Source organism: Saccharothrix sp. NRRL B-16348 (genome assembly GCF_001280085.1).
Lineage (GTDB): Bacteria > Actinomycetota > Actinomycetes > Mycobacteriales > Pseudonocardiaceae > Actinosynnema.
The window spans coordinates 25,634-46,536 of sequence record NZ_LGED01000194.1 but is presented as its reverse complement, the minus strand read 5'-3'; the positions used below and the strand labels follow the sequence as shown (position 1 = coordinate 46,536).

Annotated in this window: 12 protein-coding genes; 3 read left to right on the top strand and 9 right to left on the bottom strand. The window is 74.8% G+C overall.

Features of this window, described 5'->3' with window-relative positions; translation table 11 throughout:
- Window positions 1-98 precede the first annotated feature (98 nt).
- Window positions 99-4,097, top strand: coding sequence for a hypothetical protein (locus ADK67_RS18005; RefSeq protein WP_053717587.1), 3,999 nt, complete (start codon window positions 99-101; stop codon window positions 4,095-4,097).
- A 13-nt stretch (window positions 4,098-4,110) separates the two neighbouring features.
- On the opposite strand, the gene ADK67_RS18000 is transcribed toward ADK67_RS18005, so the two are convergent.
- Window positions 4,111-7,191 carry a BTAD domain-containing putative transcriptional regulator gene (locus tag ADK67_RS18000; RefSeq protein WP_053717586.1) on the bottom strand — a complete coding sequence of 1,027 codons (3,081 nt, stop codon included), beginning with the start codon at window positions 7,189-7,191 and terminating at the stop codon, window positions 4,111-4,113.
- Window positions 7,192-7,577: 386 nt separating this feature from the next.
- Here ADK67_RS18000 and ADK67_RS53715 point away from each other — a divergent pair, with 386 nt between their 5' ends.
- Window positions 7,578-9,380: a Crp/Fnr family transcriptional regulator gene (locus ADK67_RS53715; RefSeq protein WP_231648242.1), complete on the top strand. Its 1,803-nt coding sequence runs from the start codon at window positions 7,578-7,580 to the stop codon at window positions 9,378-9,380.
- Between the two features lie 18 nt (window positions 9,381-9,398).
- Here ADK67_RS53715 and ADK67_RS17990 read toward each other — a convergent pair whose 3' ends face one another.
- Window positions 9,399-10,622 (bottom strand): FAD-binding protein, encoded by a 1,224-nt coding sequence (locus tag ADK67_RS17990; RefSeq protein ID WP_197289499.1) that lies wholly within the window; start codon window positions 10,620-10,622, stop codon window positions 9,399-9,401.
- A 216-nt stretch (window positions 10,623-10,838) separates the two neighbouring features.
- On the opposite strand from ADK67_RS17990, the gene ADK67_RS54680 reads away from it, so the two are divergent.
- A complete protein-coding gene (locus ADK67_RS54680; RefSeq protein ID WP_053717584.1) occupies window positions 10,839-12,761 on the top strand; it encodes an outer membrane protein assembly factor BamB family protein in 1,923 nt (640 codons plus the stop codon).
- A 68-nt stretch (window positions 12,762-12,829) separates the two neighbouring features.
- On the opposite strand, the gene ADK67_RS17980 is transcribed toward ADK67_RS54680, so the two are convergent.
- The 7 genes from ADK67_RS17980 to ADK67_RS17950 all read right to left on the bottom strand — a co-directional run bounded on the left by ADK67_RS17980 (window position 12,830) and on the right by ADK67_RS17950 (window position 20,901).
- The gene (locus ADK67_RS17980; RefSeq protein ID WP_053717583.1) at window positions 12,830-13,237 is read right to left on the bottom strand and encodes a carboxymuconolactone decarboxylase family protein; all 408 of its coding nucleotides are present in this window, start codon (window positions 13,235-13,237) and stop codon (window positions 12,830-12,832) included.
- 223 nt (window positions 13,238-13,460) lie between these two features.
- On the bottom strand, window positions 13,461-14,972 hold the full coding sequence (locus ADK67_RS17975) for a class I adenylate-forming enzyme family protein (protein WP_053717582.1): 1,512 nt from the start codon (window positions 14,970-14,972) through the stop codon (window positions 13,461-13,463).
- Window positions 14,969-16,363 (bottom strand): CoA transferase, encoded by a 1,395-nt coding sequence (locus ADK67_RS17970; RefSeq protein ID WP_053717581.1) that lies wholly within the window; start codon window positions 16,361-16,363, stop codon window positions 14,969-14,971. Before ADK67_RS17970 ends, ADK67_RS17975 begins: the two co-directional genes overlap by 4 nt.
- Complete coding sequence (locus tag ADK67_RS17965) at window positions 16,360-17,127, bottom strand: class I SAM-dependent methyltransferase (protein WP_331459315.1); 768 nt, start codon at window positions 17,125-17,127, stop codon at window positions 16,360-16,362. The genes ADK67_RS17970 and ADK67_RS17965 overlap by 4 nt, the downstream gene beginning before the upstream one ends.
- Complete coding sequence (locus tag ADK67_RS53700) at window positions 17,124-18,677, bottom strand: class I adenylate-forming enzyme family protein (RefSeq protein ID WP_082403551.1); 1,554 nt, start codon at window positions 18,675-18,677, stop codon at window positions 17,124-17,126. Before ADK67_RS53700 ends, ADK67_RS17965 begins: the two co-directional genes overlap by 4 nt.
- Window positions 18,674-19,978, bottom strand: coding sequence for an NAD(P)/FAD-dependent oxidoreductase (locus tag ADK67_RS17955; RefSeq protein WP_053717578.1), 1,305 nt, complete (start codon window positions 19,976-19,978; stop codon window positions 18,674-18,676). Before ADK67_RS17955 ends, ADK67_RS53700 begins: the two co-directional genes overlap by 4 nt.
- A complete protein-coding gene (locus ADK67_RS17950; protein ID WP_053717577.1) occupies window positions 19,978-20,901 on the bottom strand; it encodes a UbiA family prenyltransferase in 924 nt (307 codons plus the stop codon). The genes ADK67_RS17955 and ADK67_RS17950 overlap by 1 nt, the downstream gene beginning before the upstream one ends.
- Between the last annotated feature and the right edge of the window lie 2 nt (window positions 20,902-20,903).

Sequence of the window (20,903 nt, the reverse complement as noted above, 5' to 3'; positions counted from 1 at the left end):
GTCGTGCAGGCGGGCTGGATCTCCGGCGGCGTGCACCTGCACCTGCCCGACCGGAAGCTCCCCACGTCCCGGACGACTACCGCGACGTCCTCGGCGCGTTGGACGACGTCCGGCCGACCGCGCGCGACTGGCTGGCCGACCGCGTGGACGCGTTCATCGCCGGGCAGCCGAGGGGCTACTTCTTCATCGAGGGCAAGACCGGGATCGGCAAGACGACGTTCCTCGCGCTGTACGCGGCCGAGCACAACCTCCCCCGCCACTTCGTCACGAACGCCGGGACGCGCCGCACGGCGTCCGGCGCCCTGCGGGCCCTCGGCACCCAGCTCATCACGCGCTACGAGCTGGCCGACGACCCGGCGTCCACCGCCGACCCGGTGGGGTTCCAGCGGGTGCTGCACGCCGCCGCACGGGCCGCCACCTCGGCGCCGGAGCCGCACCGGCTGGTGCTGGCGGTCGACGGCCTCGACCTGGCCGTCGAGCACGGCGACCTGCCGCTCGCCCTGCCCGTGCGGTTGCCCGACAACGCCTACGTGGTCGCCACGGTCCGCGAGGGCATCGCCTTGTACGCCCGGGAACGGCCGTACGACCACGTGCGGATCGAGCCGGACGGCGCGGACAACGAGAGCGACATCCGCCGCCACATCGACGAGGTGCTGCGCGACGACGACGTGCTGCGGGAGCTGGTGGCGGCGAAGACCTCGCCGGAGGTGTTCCGGGACGAGCTCGCCCGGCGCTGCGCCGGCGTGTGGATCTACCTGCGGCACGTGCTGGCGGACGTGCGTGCCGGTCGGGTCGCGCCGGACGACCTGCAGTCGCTGCCCGTCGACCTGTGGACCTACTACAGCCGCACGCTCACCGAGCTGAGCGGCGACAGCGACCTGGCGCTGCCCGCGTTGAGCGCGCTGGCGTGCGCCAACGAGCCGTTGACGCTGGACACGCTGACGGCGCTGGCGGACGTCGGTGACGACCCCGTTCGCGTGCAGGAGTTGCGGGCGGTGGTGACCGGCAGGCTGAGGGCGTTCGCCCGCGTGGTCGGCCCGGAGGACGACCGCCGCTTCACCACCCTGCACGACAGCGCCCGCGACTACCTGGCCGGCGTCCGCCCGGACGACCCGATGACCGGTGACGAGCGGCAGCTCGACCTGCTGGCGCTGACCGCCGCGACGACCCGCCGCCGCCTCGCGGACCGCTACCTGACCGCGCTGTTCGGCCCTGGCGGCATCCGGCCGGGCGTGCTCGTGGCGGACCCGGCCCGGCTCGGCGGGCTGGACGGCGGCTACGGGCTGCGGAACCTGGCGGGGCACCTGGCCGAGCTGGACGCCGAGGACGAGCTGCACGCCCTGCTGACGACCGAGGTCGAGGCGCCCGCCGACGGTGGCGCACCCCGTCGGGCCACCGCGTGGTTCCTCGCGCACGAGGCGCACGGCACGTTCGTCGAGTACCGGGCGTCGCTGGCGCTGGGACGGCGGCAGGCGGCCGAGGCCACCGACGTCGACCTGGCCGAGGGCGGGTCGGCGCCGTCCATCACCGCGGAGGTCCGCTACGCGCTCATGGACGGCAGCGTCGAGTCGGTCATCGCGAGCACGCGCCCGGGTCTGCTGCGCACGCTCGTCGAAGGCCGGATCTGGGCGCCGCGGGTTGCCTTGGGCCGCGTCCAGGCGGTGCGGGACCACCCGGCGCGGGTGGAGCTGGTCGCGGCACTGGCGGCGGCAACCCGACCCGACGGCAGCCGGTGCCTCACGCCGCGCGACGCCCGGCAGGCGTGGACGGTGGTGTTCCCGCCCGCGTCGAGGAGGGCGTTGGAGGTCGCGGGCGCGGTGCTCCCCTTGTTGCCGCCCGACGACCGGGAGGCGATCGTGCGGAACCTGCTGGACGCCGTGGCCTCCGGTGACCAGCCGTTCCGCGCCGAAGTCCTCGGCATGCTCGGCGCCGCGCTGACCGCGCCGGACCTGGAGCGGGCGGTGGCCATCGCCTTGGACGGCGGTGACGACACCGCTGCCGCGTGGCCAGGGCTGATCCCCCGCGTCGCGTCGGCGGCGCTCCCCCGCGTCCTGGACGTCCTCGCCCGCCGACCGCACCGCCCGCACCGCCCGGAGTCGCGGGCGCACCGGGCGCTCGCCGTGCGGCTGGCCGCCGAACGGCTGTTCCCCGACTGGGTGACCACGCACCTCGCCGGGCAGCTGTCGACGTTGGGCGTGGTGGCCGACACCGGGCAAGCCGTCGAGCACGTCCGGGCGTTGATCGCGCTCGTCGACGAGGCCCAGCTCGCCCGTGCCTCGAACCTCGTGCTGGACCGGGCTTCCGAGGGCCGGGACGAACCCGACTTCACCTCGATCATCTCCCTCGCCCCGTTCCTGCGCGGCCAGGCGGTGGACCGCGCCCTCTCCCTGGCCCGGACCGTCGGCGCCGACCGGCCGCACTGGGCACGGGCCCGCACGCTGGCCGCCCTGGTCCAGGCGGTGCCGTCGGCGAGGCGCCCGGCGCTGGTGGCCGAGGCGCTGCGGGCGTTGCCGGATCCGGGTTCGCGCTTCGACCTCCTCCGGGACGAGACCTTGATCGCGGTGGCAGGCCACGTCGAGGGCAAGACCGTCGACGTGGTCCGGAAGGCGGGCGCGGAGCTGGAAGCCCGACGTCAGGCCCACCTGCTGGCGGTCCTGGCCACCCGCGTCCCGGCCAAGCAGGCCGGCGGGCTGCGCCGCGAGGCGATCCGGTTCGCCTCGTCGTGCCAGGGGTGGCAGCGCGCCGACGCGTTGTGCGCGATGGCCCCGCACCTCGACCACGAGACCCGGCTCCTGGCCTTGGACCTGCTGCCCGGCATCGGCTACGGCCTCGGGATGCACCGGCACCGCGCGGACGCGTTGGAGGCGCTCGTCGCGGGCAGCCGGGACGAGGACGAGGTGCGGCACGCGGCACGCGCGGCCGGTGTGATCGGCGACGTGCGACCGCAGGCCGACGTGTTCGCCGCGCTGGTCGGACGGGTGCCGTGGGAACGCCGGGCCGCGGTGCGGGAACGGGTGGAACACCTGGCGGACGGGCTCGCCCCGGTCGATCGGGCCGACCTGGCGGTCACCGTCGCCGGGCAGGTTCCCGAGGCGGAACGGGACGACGTGCTGCGGTGGGCGGCGACGCTGGTCCCGGACCGGCAGCCGGTCGGTGACCAGCGGTTCGCGGAGCGGCTGGCCGCGGTGGGCGGGGTGCTCACCGGGGAGGCGATCCGGCGCCGGCTCGCCGACGCCGTGGACCTGCCCGACGACAACGACGCCTTGGACGTGTGGCGCGCGTTGGGGCCGCGGCTGCCGGACGAGCGGGCCACGGACAAGTTCTGGCGCGGGCTGCGCAAGAAGGTCCGCGGCGCGCCGGACAACCGGTTCGCCCGGTACCTGGCGATGGCGGCGCCGCACGTGGACGCCGACGAGGTGGACGACCTGCGTGCGGCCGCCGAGGCCGTCGACGCGAGGCATCGGCCGCTGCCGCTCGCGGCGCTGGCCGCCCGCCTCGACGGCGAGGAGCGGCGACAGGTCGTCGCACGGGTGATGGACGACCTGCGTCGGCAGCCGCCGTCGTCGGTGCTCCAGGTCCACCCGGTCGTGCTGCTCGCCGAAGCCATGACCGACGCCGAGCGGGACGAGCTGGTCGACCTCGTCGTGGCGCACGTCGGCACGGCGTGGTGGTTCCTGGACCTGCTCGGTCGGCTGCTGCCCGCGCTGACGGAGGCGCAACGCGCCCGGGCGTGCGAGGCGGGCATCGCCGCGCTGTCCCGCGAGGCCGCCATGCCGGGCCGTGACTTCGGCCCGGTGGCGCGGCACGCGACCGTGCCGTTCCTGCGTGCGCTGGTCGACGCGACGCGCTTCGCCGCGGAGGACAACAAAGGGCTCGCGGCGGCCGCGCTGCTCGCCTCGCACGCCGGCGCGCGGGCCGCGTGGCACCGGGAGGTCGACGGTCTGCCGCCGGTGCGGGACCTGCTGTCCGGGCTCGGCCGGGCCGGTGTGCTGACCGTGCTGGCCGCGGCCGCACCGCACCTCGCGTCCTACGGCGGGAACAGGGTGGCCGACGCCTGCGTCACGGCGGTCGAGGACGTCGTGCGCTCGTGGCCGTGACACCCCCTCGCGGTCAGGTCTCGGGCCGGATCAGCGCGATGGCTTCCGCGCGGTCGAGGGCCACGCCGGTGGCGTAGGCGAGGTCGTAGGCGGCGTCGCCCACGTCGGCGCGCAGGTGGTCGGCGAGTCGTGCCACTTCGGGGTTGCGGGCGTCGGGCGCGCCGCGCAGCTGCTCGGCGGCGCCCAGCGCCTGGGCCGCGTCGGTCGGGTTGCCGAAGTGGGCGCGCACGGCCGCCTCGGCGACCGCGACCCTGGCCAGGATGGGCATGTCCTTGGCCGACATGGCGTGCTCGAAGGCCGTGCGGGTCGCCTCCACGGCCGCCTCGTGGTCACCGCGCTCCACGGCGAGGTGCGCGCGTGACGTCAGGATCCGCGCGTGGAACTGCGGTATCACCAGCGGCTCGCCCGCGAGCGACTCCCGAGCAGCCTCGTACTGCCGTTCCGCGGCCGCCAGGTCGCCCTCGTACCGGGCCAGGTCGCCGAGCACGAGCCAGGCGAACGCGACCCCGCGCGCCGACCACGGCTGCGACGTCTGCCTGGTCAACGCCAGGCAGTCCGCGCGGGCCCGCGCCACGTCGCCGAGCTGCAGGTGCGCGGTGGCCAGCAGGATGCGTTCGTTCGCGGCGTCGTCGTCGGGGTCCAGCTCGGCGAGCAGGCTGATCGACTCCTCCAGCGCCGCCATCGCCGGTTCCGGCTCGCCGAAACCCAGGTGCGCCTCGGCCACCCCGGTCAGCGCCTGCGCCAAGGCGAACCGGTCGCCCACCTCGCGCAGCCCGGTGATCGCGGTGGTGATGTCGTCCCGCGCGCCGCGCAGGTCGCCCGAGTTCTCCCGCACCGCGCCGCGCACCATCCACAACACGGCGCGCGTCCACGGGTCCGCCGTGTCCAGCCGCTCGTCCACCGCCGCCAACGCCCGTTCCGCGTCGTCCATGAGCAGCCCCGCCATCGGCTCCAGCAGCACCAGCACGGGGTGCTCGCCGGTGGACTCGGCGGCCAGCTCGGCGAGCCGGGCGAGGTGGTCGTCCAGGTCCTGGAAGCCGCCCGTGACCGCGTTGTTGACCAGCAGGAACGCCGACGCGACCTGTCTCGCGGTGACGGGCGCCTCCCCCGGCACGGCCAGCGCGAGGCGCAGCCACGGCACCGACTCGGCCCGGTTGCCGCGCATGGTCCAGAACATGCTCATCGCGGCGGCCAGGCGCACCGAGGTGTCCGCGTCGCCGTTGTCGGCGGCGAAGTGCAGCGCGGCGATGAAGTTGTCCCGCTCCGCTTCCAGCCGGGAGATCCAGGTCAGCTGGTCCTTGCCGCGCAGGTGCGGTTCGGCGGTCTCGGCCAGGTCGCGGAAGTACCCGGCGTGCTCGGCCCGCGCCGCGGCCACCCGGCCGCCTTCGGCCAGCCGTTCCAGGCAGTACTCGCGGATCGTCTCCAGCATCCGGTAGCGGGCGCCGTCGACGACCTGCACCAGCGACTTGTCGACCAGGGCGGCGAGCAGGTCGAACGCGTCGTCGCCGGCGAGCCGTTCGGCGGCCTCCAGGTCGAAGCCGGCGGGGAACACGGCCAGCCGCGCGGCGAAGTCCCGTTCGGGCTCCGACAGCAGGTCCCAGCTCCACGCGACCACCGCGCGCAACGTCTGGTGCCGGGGCATGGCGGTGCGGCTGCCGCCGGTGAGCAGGCGGAACCGGTCGTCGAGGCGGGCGGCCAGCTGCTCCACCGACAGCGACCTCAGCCGGGCCGCGGCCAGTTCGATGGCCAGCGGGAGGCCGTCCAGCCGGCGGCACACCTCCGCGACGGCCTCGGCGTTGTCCGGCGTGACGGCGAAGCCGGGCCGCACCGCCGCGGCGCGTTCGGCGAGCAGCCGCACGGCCGCGTCACCGTCCAGCGGCGGCACCGGGCTGACCACCTCCCCGTACACGCCGAGCGGTTCGCGGCTGGTGGCCAGCACCCTCAGCCGCGGGCAGCGGCCGAGCAGCTCGTCGGCGAACCGGGCCGCCGCGCCGACCAGGTGCTCGCAGTTGTCCAGCACGATCACGGCCTCGGTGCGCGACAGCACGTCCACCAGCCGGGTCATGGTGTCGACCAGCGCCACGGGCCGGTCGACGGCGCGCTGGTCGCGCAGGCCGAGCGCGCCGAGCACGGCGGGCGCGACGTCGTCCGGGTCGGTCACCGACGCCAGCTCGACCAGCCACGCGCCGCCGGGCAGCCGGGCCGCGACCGTGGTGGCCAGGCGGGTCTTGCCCGCGCCGCCCGGTCCGACGAGGGTGACCAGTCGGTGGCCCGCGAGCTGCCCGGCGACCCGGTCGAGGTCGGCGGACCGGCCGACCAGGCTGGTCAGCGGCAGCCGCAGGTTGCCGGCGCGCGGCTGGTCGGCGGGTTCGGCGCGGAGGATCTCCTGGTGCGTCTCGCGCAGCTCGGGGCCGGGGTCGGCGCCCAGTTCGTCGGCGAACCGGCGGCGGATCTCCTCGTAGGCGACCAGGGCCTCCGCCGGGCGTCCGGTCGCGACGAGGGCGCGCAGCAGCAGCGCTTGCAGCCGTTCGCGCAGCGGGTGCCGGGCGGCGAGGTCGGTGAGGTCGGCGACCAGGTGCTCGGCCCGGCCGCACGCCAGGTCGGCCGCGGCGCCGTCCTCCACGACGGCCAGCCGCGTCTCGTCCAGGCCCGCGACGTAGCCGACCGCGAACGGCGCGCCCGCCGCGTCGGCCAACGCCGGTCCGCGCCACAGCGCCAACGCGTCCGCCGCCAGGCGACGCGCGGTCATCGGGTCGCCCGCGGTCAACGCGGCCCTGGCCTCGCGGGCGAGCCGGTCGAACCGGAGCGCGTCGACGGCGTCCGCGGGCAGGTCGAGCCGGTAGCCGCCGTGCGCGGACCGCAGCACGTCGGCGGGCAGGGCACGGCGCAGCCGGGACACCAGGGACCGGACCGCGGCCACCTCGTCCGCCGGCCGGTCGTCCGGCCACAGCGCGTCGGCCAGTTCCTCGGTGGTGACGACCCGACCCGCGGCCACCGCCAACCGGACCAGCAGCGCGCGCACCCTGGCGCCGCCGACCTCGACCACCGTGCCGTCCGCCGTGACCTCCAGCGGCCCCAACACCCCCACCCGCATGCGATCACTGTGCCACGGCGGCCGGCGGCCCGCGTCGCACGCCACCGGCGATTTCCGCGTGCCCCGGCGCGCTCCGGCACGGCCGGAAATCCGAGGGGTCCTCCCGTGCGGAACGTCGATCTCGCCAAGGACGGGTTGCGCGGGGTTCACTACGACAAAAAACTTGCACGGTTTTCCGCAATAGTGCGGATAACGGTCGGACATCCGACCATTCGTACCGTAACAATGTCAGGGATGCGCTAACGAATGCCCGGAGCAACCGATATCGCCGCTATGGACGAGGATTCCACTCCGGCGGCACGAGTCCCCGCGCCCGAACGCCGGAACACGGCGTCCGAACGCAGGAACCGCGCCGTCGCGGACCGAGCAACCACCTGGGGTGCCGGATGAACAGCCGTATGGTCGAACTCGAAGCAGTACTGGCCCGGTCCGCGCCGGACCGGCAGGCGGCCCGCCGCCTCGCGGTGGACCTGGCGCGCTCGCTGGACGCGCTCAGCGCGCGCCGCGACGTGGACCGCCTGCTGCGCTGCGCCGCCGCGCTGACCCGGATCGGCTCCGCCGACGCCGCGGACGCGCTGCTGATCGCCATGCTGGCGCTGGTGGACCCGACCGGGCCGGAGGCGTCACGGGTGCGTGACCTGCAGGCGTTGGCGTCGGTGGCCCGCGGTCGGCGCGAGCCGGGCACGACCGCGCCCCGCCAGGTGCGGCGCAGGCCGCCGACCGCCGCGTTCGGCCGCGGCGCGCCGTTGCGCCAGGTGGTCGGCGACTTCCTGGACCCGCTGCCGGTGCCCGACCCGGTCGCGGTCGGGTCGGTGGCGGTGGCCGTGGAGCAGGCGAAACCGAGCGAGACGGGCGCGTTGGAGCTGGCGTTACAGCGCAACGCCGCGGTGCTCGGGTCGAACCACCCGCAGACGTGCGTGCTGCGGCTGAACCTGATGTGCGCGCGGTTCCGGATCGCCCGCGACCACGGTGACGCCGAGGAGGTCGCCGAGTCGTTGACCGACCTGCGTGACGCGACCGACCGGGCGTTGAACGCGCTGGGCGCGCACCACCCGCGGGCGCTGGTGGCGCAGGCGAACCTGGCGTCGGCGGAGTTCGAGCTGGCCAGGGTGCGCCGGTCCGCCGAACGGGCCCGGCTCACCCTGCCCAGTCTGCGTTCGGCCGCGGACCGCACCGCCACCCGGCTGGGCGCGGACCACCCGCACTCGGTGATCGCGACGTCCAACCTGGCGGCGGCCGAGCTGGAGCTGGCCCACCTCGACGGCACCCGCGGGCAGGCGCAACGGCTGCTGGACGTGGTGCGCGACGCGTCGATGCGGGCGGTGTCGGCGCTGGGCGCGGACCACCTGGCCGTGCGGGCGTTGGACGAGCAGCGGCGGGCGTGCGAGGCGTTGCTGTCCGGGGTGGGGCCCGACCCGTCGTTCGAGCGGGGTTACGCGTCGTTCGCCGACGCGGGCCGGTCGCTGGCCACGGCGAAGCCGAGCACGCCCGCGGCGCGGCAGCACGTGACGGCGGCGGAGTGGCCGCCGGGCACGCTGCTGGCGCGGCTGAGGGAGAGCAGCAGGCAGGAGCTGATGTCGCTGGGCACCACGGTCCGCTACGCCGCCGACCGCGAGCTGATCGTCCAGGACGCCACCGACACGCACGTGTTCCTGCTGCTCGAAGGCGTGGTGAAGGTGCTGGTCAACGACGCGAGCGGGGACACCGCGGTGCTCACCGTGCGGGTCGCGGGCGACCTGGTGGGCGAGCTGGCCGCGCTGGACCACAAGCCCCGGTCGGCGACGGTCGTGACGTGCGGCGACGTGTCGGCGAAGCTGATCACGAGCGCCGAGCTGCACGGGTTCCTGCACCGCCGCAACGACGGGTTCGTCGAGCTGATCGGCGTCATCGACGACCAGCTGCGGTGGGCCAACCGGCGGCGGCGCGACTTCCTGTCCCACACCGCCGCCGAACGGGTCGCGCGGGTGCTGGCCGAGCTGGTCGGCGCGCACGGCCGCCAGGAGGTCGGCGGCTGGGTGCTCGGCATCCCGTTGACCAAGGTGGAGCTGGCCTCGATCGCCGGGATGAAGCCGCGCACGGCCGAGAAGGCGTTCGCCGACCTGCGCAAGGCCGGTGTGGTGGTCAGCCACCTGCGGCGTGACGTGGTCGTGCCCGATCTGGAAGGGCTGCGGCGATTCGCGCGATTGTGAGGGCGGCTCCGGAGGCGCTTATCCGGTGAACCAGCCGTCGATCAAGGGGTTGCGGAATGTGCGGGTGGGGTCGAGTTCGCCGCGCAGCTCGGCGAATCGGGCCCAGTGCGGGTACCGCTCACCGGGGTCGGCCAGTTCGAACAACTTGCCCCAGTGCGGGCGGGGACGCCACGGGCTCAGCGTCGCCTCGATCTTGCGCAGGACGGCGCGCACGGCCGCGTCGTCCGGGTGCCAGGTGAAGTGGAACGCCACGCTCGGCCGGTCGTGCACCGGGCTGAGCCACTGCGCGTCGGCGGCGATCGTGCGGACCTCGGAGGTCAGCAGCACGGGCGCGATCTCGGCGGACAGGTCGTTGAGCGCCCGCAGCGCGTCGGCCGCGTGCTCGCGGGCCACGAAGTACTCGGACTGCAGCTCACGGCCGACGCTCGGGGTGAAGTCGGCGCGGAAGTGCGGTAGCCGTTCGTGCCAGGGGCCGGGCACGCCGAGCTGGGTCGTGCAGTGCAGGGCGGGCTGGCCGGGCACCGGGTGCACCGGCTCGGTGGCGGGCGTCGCGCCGGTCCAGGCCAGGTCGTGCCTGGTGTCGGTCGTGCGGTGCTTGGCGAACACGTGGGCCACGCCCTGCCACGTGGTGAAGGCGCTGACGCTGTAGGCGCTGGCGAACACTGCGTCCACGTTGTCGACCAGGGCGTCGAACGGCATGTCCTGGTAGACCCGCTGCTCGACGTCGAAGGTCGGCACGACGTCCAGCTCGACGGCCACCACCACGCCGAGCGAGCCGAACGCCACCACGGCGCCGTCGAACCCGGCGTCTCCCCTGCTCAGGGTGCGGGTGGTGCCGTCGGCCGCGACCAGGTCGAGCGAGCGGACCAGGCTCGCGAGCGACGGGATGTCGTTGCCCGAGCCGTGGGTGGCGGTGGCGCACGCGCCGATGATCGTGATGTGCGGCAGCGACGGCATGGCCGGCAGCGCGAGACCGACGGCGTGCAACCGCTCGGCGAGCCGCGCGAGCCGCGTCCCGGCACCCACCCGCACCGACCCGTCGCGCACCTCGAACACCTCGGGCATCCGGTCGAGGCTGATCAGCGTGCCGCCGGTGTCGGCGATCGTGCTGAACGAGTGCCCCGCGCCGACCACGCGGGCCGACTCGGCGTCACGGACGACGTCCTGGAGTTCCCCGACGGACGTCGGGTGCGCGGTCCGCGCGGCGGAGAAGGTGAAGTTGCCTGCCCAGTTGGTGCTCACCGGGCCGATTCTGCCCCATCGTCGGTGGCGGCCTGCCCACCCGAGGCCTCCTCGGCGGCCCGATGATCCACGGCCTGCGCCGCCACGTGACCCCCTGTGTCCCGGTGCTCACTTCCGCTGAGGTCGATGAGACGTAGTCGCGCGGCGTGGGATCGTCGTGGCACCGGGGTGGAACGGAATCCCGACGCTTCCCGTCCCACGCGGGGAGGTGCCGAGATGCTGCGCTACATGACGGTGGTGGGTGCGTTGTGCGCCGTGTGGGCGCCGTTCCGGTCGGGCGGTGTGCCCCGGCCGGAGGCGGACGTCACGGTGATCGGGGTGGCGGTGGGTGTCGTGCTCGCGGCCGCACTGACCGTCGGCGGTCGACAACGTTCGACCCGGGTGGTCGCGGCGGTGGCGGGCGTCGGGTTGGCCGTCGCGGTGTGGTGGCTCCTGGTGTCCGACTTGCTGATCGGCCTGACCGGTGACGATTTGCCGGTGTTGGCGGTGGGTTCGCTCGCGGTGGCGGTCGGCGCGGTCGGGTTGGTGGGACGGCGCACGCGGGCGGTCGACGGGTCGGCGGAACATCGCGGGCCGAGGGAGGACGCAGCACACCAAGCCGCCTCTGCCGAAGTCATGCCGGAACCGCAGGCAACACCGGCCGAACCCAGTGCGGCGCACCTCGCCGAGAGCGTGGCCGGGCAACCGGCGGCAGATGCGGCGGGGCAAGCGGGGGAAGGCGTGTCAGGGCAGCCAGCGGAAGGCGTGGCGGGACAACCGGCCGAGGGTTTGGCTGGGCAGCAAGCCGAGGGTGTGGCGGGGCGGCCGGCGGAACGGCTGGTGGGGCCGGGGGCCGAGGGTGTCGCGGGGTTGCGGGCGGTGTCCGGTGGTGAGGTGAGGGGTCGCAGTAGGTCTGGTGGGTGGCGGGTGCGGCCGGTCGGTGTTCTTGCGGTGGTGGTGGTTGCGGTGGCGGCGTTCCTGGCACCGGCGGGGGCGCAGGCGGTGATCGTCCGGTCGGAGACTCGGGAGGCTCGGGACTTCCCGCCGGGGCCCTTGGCCGAGCGGCCCGGTGGGAGGCAGTGGGCTTGGCAGCCGCCCGCCGACGTGGTGGACGTCGTGCCGGCCCTGCACGGGGTGGCGGTGGCGACTCGGGACGGGGCCGTGGTGGCGTTGAACGGCAACGACGGGCGGGTCGAGTGGCGGTACGCACGGCCGGGTGCGCCGGTCGGCTCGCTGGTGGCGTCGATCGACCGACGGACCGTCGTGGTGTCCTTCCGTTCTCTGCACGACACGAGGGCGCAGTCGGTGGTGGTGCTGGATGCGGACACCGGCACGCCCCGGTTCGAGATGGTGGTCCGGTCCGTGCTGGTGGAAACCGATCAGGTGATGCCCGGCGCGCAAGTGCTGACACTGCGCGACAACGAGGTCATCACCGGCTACGACATCCGCGACGGCGGGGTGCGGTGGCGCTGGTCGCCGCCTGCCGGCTGCACGTCGTGGTTCGGGCAGGTGGCCCAGGGCCGCACGACCGTGCTGGTGCCCGTGGAGTGCCCGGACAGGTTGGATGTCACCGCCCTGGACGAAGTGACCGGTGAGGAACGGTGGCGGCACGAACTTCGGCGCGGTGACACGAATGGGGAGCGGCAGGACGTCCAGCTGCGCGCCACGTCGGACGGGGCCGTCGTCCGGCTGCAGACGTTCGGTGCGCAGACCACGCCGGACGCCGTGCCGAACGGACTGCTGGACACCGAGACCGGACGGGTGCTGTCCCGGCCGGAGCAGTCGTGGGCCGTGCGCGCCGACGCCGGTGTCACGCCGTTGGTGGAGGAGGACGAAGGCGGCCAGGTCACCGGTCTACTCGCGCTCGACCCGACCACCGGCACGACCACCCGGCTCTCGGTCGAGGCCTGTCCCCGACGCACGGCGGACCTCACGACGCGCACCACCTACGTGCGGACGTGCGAGGACAACGGCCGCGAGCTGACCGTGGTGACACAACCGTTGGACGGCTCACCGCCCACCTCCACCCCCGTCCGCCTGGACGGCTCGGGCTCACGCGGCCGCTCGGACGTCCGCCTCGTCGCCGCCCCCGGCGCGATCGTGGTCACCCGCACGGCGTTCGGCGGCACGCCCGCCCCGGTGGTCGGCCTCCGGAGCTGAACGCGGTCAAGTGCCTGGACACAGCCAAGGGCCAAGCGCGGGTCAAGTCCCGCGCGCGGCCGGAGCGGTCAGGTGAGGCGCGCGCTGATCGCCAGCCGGTTGTAGGCGTTGACCACGGTCGCCGCCCACACGACTTGCTGGGTCCGGACCTCGCCGATCGCGTGGATCGCCGCGTCGAGGACGGTGTCCGGTACGTGCCCGTCGTGCACCAGGGTCACCGCTTCGGCCAGCGCCAACACCGCCCGTTCCGGCTCGGTGAACGCGGGATCGGTGCGCCAGTCAGAGACGTCGCGCGTCTCCCCCGCCGCCACGGCCGCCTCGCCGTGCAGCCGGATGCAGTAGGTGCACCCGTTGATCTGCGAACACCGCAACCGCACCAGTTCGACGAACCCGACGGGCAGGTCCACGCCGTCCACGGCCTTGCCCAACGCGCCCAACGCCGCGAACCCCGGACCGGCGAACGGATCAAGCCTCACCACGCACCACCTCCAACGACGCCCTGACGCCTACGTACCCACCACTCGACCGCCGGCAGGCACACGGTCCAGCCGGTCCCATCGACACCACAACCCGCGGCCCGAAGGCCACTAACCCGGCGCCCACGCGCAGATCACGCTTCACCACCACCTCCGACCAGAGCCGGAGGCCCGGCCCAAGGGCACCACAGCCCGCCGCCCGAAGGCCACGACCTCGCACAGATCAAGCCTCACCTCCTCCCACGACATCCCGACGCCCGCCCGCGTGCCGTTCGGCCGCCAGTCGGGTGACCGTCGGCAGGCAGACCTTCCCCGTTCGCCCCAGCGGCAGTTCCGGCAGCACCACCAGGTGTTCGGGCAGCTTGCGGCGGCTGAGGCCGCGGTCGCGCAGGAACGCGGTCAGCTGCCCGAGCGACGGCGCAGGCCGGCCGGGCCGCACGGCCACGCACGCGCACAGCCGTTCGCCCAGGTCGGGGTCCGGCACGGGCACGCACGCCACCTCGGCCACCTCGGGGTGACCGTCCAGCGCCCGTTCCACCTCGGCCGGGCTGATGGTGTACCCGCCGCGGATCACCACCCGCTTCAGCCGGCGCACCACGTGCAGGGTGCCGTCGGCGGCGAAGAACCCCTCGTCGCCGGTCCGCACCCAGCCGCCCGGCAGGCGGTGCCGCCGGTCCAACTCGGGCGCGTCGACGTAGCACAGCGGCGTCATCGGCCCCCGCGCGCAGATCTCGCCGTCCACCACGCGGATGTCGGTGACCGCCGGATCCGGCCGGCCCACCCCGTGCTCCGGCGTCGCCGTGTGGCAGTTCACGCCGTCCGACGACCCGTAGACGTTGATCACCGGGCAGCCGAACGCCGCCCGTGCCTCCGCCAGAGCCTCAGGCGTCAGTACGTCACCGCTCGACACCACCGCGCGCAGCGACGAGGTGTCCACAGTGGACGCCAGAGCCGCCATCCGCCGCAGCATCGTGGGCACGCCGAACACGTGCGTCGGCCGGTGCTCCGCCACCACGCGCAACGCCGCCGCCGCGTCGAACCGCCGCATCAGCAGCACCGTCCCGCCCCACCGGCACAACGTGATCGCCGCCCCGAACGACCCGAACGCCGACGCCAACGGCACCAGCACCAGATCGCGCGGCACCGCCGTGGCCCCGTGCACCGCCCGCACGTAGTTCGCCCGACCGCCGGCGAACGCGTTGTGCGAGTAGGCGACCAGCTTCGGCGTGGACTCCGACCCCGACGACACCAGGATCCGCGCCGGAGCCTCCGGGTCGACCGCCACCGGCGACCACGGCGCCTCACGAGCCGGGTCAGATGCCGCCGCCACAGCCTCCGACACGTCCGTGATCACCGTGCTCGCCACCGGCGAACCCGTGCCCGCCACGGGCGACACACCGTCGGGCAGGTGCACCGCGACACCGCCGACCGCCGCCACCGCCAGTTCCGCCACCACCCCCTCTCGCCCGTTCGGCACGTCGACACCGATGATGTCGGAAGGGCCATAACCACGGAGTAACCTCGCCTGCCACCTCACCGCCCGGTCCAACGACGCGTAGTCCCACGACCCCGCGGAGTCGATCACCGCGGTCCGCCCGGGGTGCGCGGCCACCCGCTCCCGGAACAACGAGTACAGATCCCGATCCGGGCAATGACCTGCCGAAACCCAGGACCGGCGCAACGCGGCGGGCACCAGGTCGCGCACCACGACCCCGGTCGACGACGTCCACGTCATCCGAACCCCCAAACCGGTCCCGGCACCACGCACCCGTCCGTCACCAACGCCCGCGCGAACCGCCGATCCCGCGCCAGCGAAACCAGATCCGTGCACACCGGCACCCGCAACGGCGCCGTGCACCGCCGCGTCGCCCGCGCGTTGAGCCGCGACGCCGCCGACAGCAACGACGACGCCACCGACTGCCCCGTCCCGGTCCGGATCCGCCGCCCGAGCGCGTCCACGACACCGCGGGCGCACACCACGCCGCCGAACACGTCCACGATCGTCATCAGCGACGGCGGCACCCCGGCGTGCGCCTGCACCACGAAGTCCGTGCCCAACGGCGGCCGCGGACCCAAGGCGTCGCCCCAGCCGGACGCGTGCGCGTACACGATCCCGGGCCGCACGCGGGCGACGTCCCGGGCCCGCAACGACCACGTGGCGGCCTTCCCCGGCCCCCAGTTGTGCAGGAACACGTCCGCGCCCGACGCCAGCTCGAGCAGCTCGCGCCGCCCGGCCACGGTGCCGAGGTCCACGGTCACCACCCGCTTGCCCCGGTTCACCGCGTGGAAGCGGGCGGACACGTCACCGGCCATCGGCGGCACGCCCCGCAGCGGGTCTCCACCGGGCGGCTCGACGCGCACGACGGTCGCGCCCAACTGCCACAACAGGTGCCCGGCCATGGGCCCCTGCACCCGCCGGCACGACTCCAGCACCACCAGCCCGGACAACGGCAGCACACCCGGGTCGGACGCCCCGCCGACCGGCGCCGAGCCCGTCCCCAACGGCCGCACTACGTACGGCGGCACGTCGTCGACCGCCCGGTGCGCCACCCGCACCAACGTCATCCCGGTCGACGTCGCGACCCGTTCCAGCCGCACGATCGGCAACCGCGCGGTCAGCCCGGTCAGCTCCGGCGGCAACGGGCACGTCGCCGTGGCGAACCGGTGCTGGAACGGCCGCCACGCCGCCGCCACCGCGCCCGGCTCGGCGTCCAACGCCGCCCAGAACCGCCGCCACACCTCGGCGTCCAGCGCCTCGACCTCGAACGCCACCCCGTCGGCGGACAGGAACGGCGGCCCGCCGACCCCCGTCGGCACCGGGTCCGGCTCGTCGGCCGTGGCCGCCGCCAGGTACTGCGACACCGCCAGCAACGCCGCCTGCGCGACCGACGTCGACACCGCGTCGAGCGGGACACCGCGCAATCGCGCCACTTCCAGCGCGGACGCGCCGATCGCGTCGAGTTCGGACGCCACGATCGAGGCGTAGTCCAGGCCGAGCGCGGTCGGCCGCCCGAACCGCCTGCCGTGCACGTGCATGAGCCCGCACGCCGCCTGCACGTCCAGCTCGCCGCCCAGCGGCAGGTCCACCGGCCCTGACCACGGCACGGCCGTCAACGTCGAGGTCATGCGGACCGCCGCCCGTGCACCGAGTAGACGACCGGCGACGTGGCCATGAACCGGTCGTCGGCCAGCACCTCGCGCACGGCGGCGAGCTGCGCGTCGCTCATCCCGGCCGCCACCAGCTTGTCCCGCAACATGTGCGTGGTGTGCGCGAGCAGCCGCACGCCCGGCGACCCGGCCCGCCACGGGTGCACCACCACTCGCGGGTCCACGTCGACCAGCCCGGCCTCGACCATCGCGCCGGCCGCCTTGCGTCCCCACGCGCCGTCCACGCCGTACGCCTCGAACACGCTCTCCTTGACGGCCAGGAACGTCTCGTACAGCTCGGCGGCGTCCCGGTCCGGCGCGAGGAGCACCGGGCTGTAGGAGTTGTCGAACTCGTCCACCTGCAGCCAGCCTCCCGGTTTCACCGCGGCGACGAGCTTGCGCAGCACGGCGTCCCGCTCGGGCAGGTGCCGCAGCACGAGCCGCACGTGGACCAGGTCGAACGCGGCGTCGGGCAGCGGGTCGCACACCACGTCGTGCCGCAGCACGGTGAGCCGGGGCGCGGGCGGCACGTGCTCGGGTTGCACGTCGGTCGCCAGCACGGTCGCGTCACGTCCGGCGAGCCAGTGGGCCACGCTGCCGCCGCCCGCGCCGACGTCCAGGCACCGCCAGCCGGCCCGGACCCCGGTCTGCGCGAGCCGGGCGAAGGTCACCGGGTCGTAGGCGGCGGCCAGGCAGCGGTGCTGCTCGGCGACGTGCGCCTGGTCGAACACGTAGGTGGTCACGTCCACCGCCCGCTGCCGTGGGTCTCGGCGGTGCCGGCCAGCCGGGTGAGCAGGTCGAGCCTGCGCACCTTGCCGGTGGCGGTGCGCGGCACGTCGTCCCAGGCCAGCACGTGCGGGTCGGCCATCGGCGGCAGGTCGGCGACCGCGTGCCGCCATGCCGCCGGGTCCAGCGGGCCGGACGTCACGAGCACCGGGATCGGCGGCCGGCCGGGTGTGCCGAGCACGACGCACTCGACCACCTCGGGCAGCCGGTCCTCGACCAGGTCCTCGATCCGCAGGCAGCTCAGCCCCGGCACGGCGTCCACCTCGCGGTCGAGCAGCCGCACGGCGCCGCCGCGGGTCAGCACGCCGAGGTCGCCGGTGTTCCACCACGGCCCGTCGTTCTTGGCGTGCCACCGGTCCTGCTCGCCGACGTACCCGGCGCAGCGGGCCGCCGTGCGGGCCAGCACCAGCCCGCTGTGCCCGCGCGGCACGGGGGTGAGCGTCACCGGGTCCACCACGCGCAGCCTGGTCCGGCCGGGCACCGGACGGCCCAGGTCACGGGCGTCGGGCGAGCGGTCGAGGGTGCGGCGCGTGAGGAAGCGGAACGTCAGCGGGCCCGTCTCGGTCTGGCCCCAGCCCTGCATCCACAGTGGACGCCTGCGGCGGGAGGCGTGCAGCATGGCCCGCATCGCCGGCGGGTGCATGGCGTCGTAGGTGCTGACGAACAGCCGCACGTCGCGGAACGGGTTGTCCGGCCGTGCCGCCAGCGGCTGCCACCGCACGTAGGCCGACGGCAGCGCCTCCAGGGTCGTGGGCCGGTGGCGGGCCAGCACCGACTCGGCCGCACCGGGTTCGCTGAGCAGCACGACCTTGCGCGGCGCGAGGCAGAACACGCTGGCGGTCCAGCAGAACGTGCGGCCGTGCGCGTAGGAGCCGGCGTTGGCGACGACGTCGTCGCGGCGCACGCCGATCACGGGCCAGCGCACCGCCTCGAACCGGGCCAGCCGGTGCACGAGCGTGCGGGTCGTGTGCACGACGAGCTTGGGCACACCGGTCGTGCCCGAGGTGTGGTTGATGACGAGCGGGTCGTCGTCGTGCCTGCGCCGGGGCGCGGGCACCCGTGCGCCGCGCACGTCGTCCAGCGTCAACGCGCCCGGCACGGGCGGTCCGAGCGCCAACACCCGGCGGGCCGGGCCGGCGGGCGGCACGCGGTCGGTCACCAGCACCGCCGGGTCGAGCCGTTTGAGCAGGATCTCCAGCACGTCGTCGGGCAGGTGCCCGGACAGCAGCGCGGGCACCGCGCCGATCCGCACCGCCGCGCACGCGAGCAGGTCGTAGTCGTAGTGGTTCCGCTTCACCACCGCCACCCGGTCGCCGCGCCGCGCGCCCGCTTCGTACAGCCAGCCGGCGGCCTCTCGGACCAGGCCGGCCAGCTGCGGCACGGTGTAGTCGACGCCCGGTCCGTACCCGGACGGCAGGATGTCGAACGGTCGGTCCAGGTGCACGGTGGTGTGCGTGCCGCGCGCGGCGACCTCGTCGAACAGCGTGCCCATGTCGTGCGGCCTCATGCTGGTTGCCTCCTCGGCACGGCGCGGACCCGTGCGGCGGCGCGGCGGCCGGATCGCACCGCCGCCTCGCTGTACGGGGTCAGGGTCACCCAGTCGCCCGCGTAGTCCACGACCCCGCCGAGACGGGACGCGAACTCTCCGCGCAGCGCGAGGGCGTTCGGTGTGGCTTCGGGCAGGCCGTGGCGGAACCGGTGGACGACCGACTCCGTCACGGCGGCGCGCAGGCCGGGCACGAAGCGCTCGGCCTCGGCGGCGAGCGCGGACACCACCTCGTCGTCGGTCGCGTCCAGCAGCGCCGGCGCGACCGCCGGGCTCGCGATCACGGTGACCAGGCCGCGGCCCTCGGGCGCGCGGTCGGGGTGCTTGAGGTGGTCGAACAGCACCACCGACACCGACGGGCTCTCCGACCGCGGCACGGCCAGGAGGTACACGTCCGACTCGGGGCGGTGGTCCAGCATCAGGTGCAGCTTCACCATCGGGGTGAACGCGCAGGCGTCCAGGAACGGCCGCTCGTGCTCGGGCGGGTTCACGTAGACCCGGCGGGCGACGGGCGCGGGCACGGCCAGCACCACGGACCTGGCCCGCAGCTCCGCGCCGTCGCCGGTGATCCGGGCGTACCCCGGCCCGGCGAGGACCTCCCGCACCGGGAACGACGTGGTGACGTCGAGCCGCGCGGCGAGCGCCCGGGCCGGCACGTCCATGCCGCGGTGGTAGGTGCGCCACGCCGTGGACGGGCCGATCGCGCCGAGCAGGGCCAGGAACGGCGCGGCGGCCGAGCGTTCCGGCTGCCACCCGAAGAACCCCGACACGACCGGCTGGCACAGGTACTCCAGCACGTCGGGGTGGTAGGGCGCGCAGAACTCGGCGACGGTGGCCCGGCCCACCCGGGACGCCTCGGGCCGTTCGGTGTCGGCCGTGCTCCTCTTGGCCAGGCCGCGCGACGCGCGCGCGAAGTCCAGCCGTGCCCGCACGGACAGCCCCGCGCCGGTGAGGAGGCCCGACGGGTGGGCCAGCCCGGGTCGCACCCGGCCCTGGCGCCACACGCCGAGCCGCCGTCCGATCTTGGGCACGTCGTCGAGTCCCAGGCGCCGCAACAGCTCCCACGTGTGCGGGTAGCCGCGGGTGGAGATCTGCTCGGCGCCGGTGTCGACCACGAACCCGGACACGCGGCGGGTGGCCATCCGGCCGCCGACGTGGTCGGCCGCCTCGAACACCCGCACCTCGCGTCCCGCCCGCGCCAGCTCGTGCGCGGCGGCCAGGCCGGCGATCCCCGCGCCGATCACCGCGACGTCGAGGTCCATCACCGCACCACCAGGTTCACCACGACGAGCGTCACCACGGTCACCCGGTGCACGTCGATGCCGATCCGCCGGGCACGGAGGATGTCGCCCTCGCCGAACCCGACGCGCAACTGCTTGGCCCGCAACAGGATCGTGGGCAGCAGCGCGAGCGGGAACCACCACGGGCCGCCCACCAGCGGCAGTGCGAGGATCAGCAGCAGCTCGCACGCCGAGACGGCGCGGACGAAGGTCCGGTTGCCGCGCGGCGTGGTCAGCGCCGCCACGGTCGGCCGGCCGACCCGCCGGTCGCCTTCGACGTCGTTGGTGTTGGAGTAGACGCCGAACAGCAGCGGACCGAGGCCGAAGATCAGCGCCTGCACGACCACCACGCCGTCGACGCGACCGGTGGCCAGGCCGTACGGCGCGAGCACCAGCGCCCAGCCCAGCGCGGCCAGGAAGAACTCCTGGAAGCCGCGGTAGCTCAGCTTCACGCCCCACGAGTACTGCAGGGCGAAGCAGTAGGTGACCGCGACCAGCGCGATCGTCCACACCGGACGGTGCGGCGCGACGGCCAGCGCGCCGAGCCACACCGCCGCCCCCACCACGGCGGTGATCAGCGCGAACCGCAGCACCTGCGGCTCGGTGAGCGTGCCCGCGACGAGTGGTTTGCGGTCGAGCTTGCGGGCCGGCGCGTCCGGCGCGTAGTTGTGGATGTCGCTGCCGTCGCGGTAGCCGGTGAGGTCGTCCAGCGCGACCATCGCGACGATCACGAGCACCTCGCCGACCAGGAACACGCCCATGGTGGTCAGCACGCCGACGTCCAGCCGCAGCGCGGGCGCCAGCAGCGCCCACACCACCAGGACGCCGAGGTAGTAGTCGACGATGTCGAGCTTGGCCAGCTTCACGTACGCGCCCGTGGATCCGGGCGCGATGGTGGTGGTCATCG

What these genes read in the sequence shown, in the direction of transcription:
- ADK67_RS17975 (WP_053717582.1), bottom strand. Translation starts at nt 14,972, where the DNA reads ATGACGTGGACGTCGTCGACCGGGGTCGTGGTGCGCGACCTGGTGCCC.
- ADK67_RS17950 (WP_053717577.1), bottom strand. Translation starts at nt 20,901, where the DNA reads ATGACCACCACCATCGCGCCCGGATCCACGGGCGCGTACGTGAAGCTG.
- ADK67_RS17955 (WP_053717578.1), bottom strand. Translation starts at nt 19,978, where the DNA reads ATGGACCTCGACGTCGCGGTGATCGGCGCGGGGATCGCCGGCCTGGCC.
- ADK67_RS54680 (WP_053717584.1), top strand. Translation starts at nt 10,839, where the DNA reads ATGCTGCGCTACATGACGGTGGTGGGTGCGTTGTGCGCCGTGTGGGCG.
- ADK67_RS53715 (WP_231648242.1), top strand. Translation starts at nt 7,578, where the DNA reads ATGAACAGCCGTATGGTCGAACTCGAAGCAGTACTGGCCCGGTCCGCG.
- ADK67_RS53700 (WP_082403551.1), bottom strand. Translation starts at nt 18,677, where the DNA reads ATGAGGCCGCACGACATGGGCACGCTGTTCGACGAGGTCGCCGCGCGC.
- ADK67_RS18000 (WP_053717586.1), bottom strand. Translation starts at nt 7,191, where the DNA reads ATGCGGGTGGGGGTGTTGGGGCCGCTGGAGGTCACGGCGGACGGCACG.
- ADK67_RS17970 (WP_053717581.1), bottom strand. Translation starts at nt 16,363, where the DNA reads ATGACCTCGACGTTGACGGCCGTGCCGTGGTCAGGGCCGGTGGACCTG.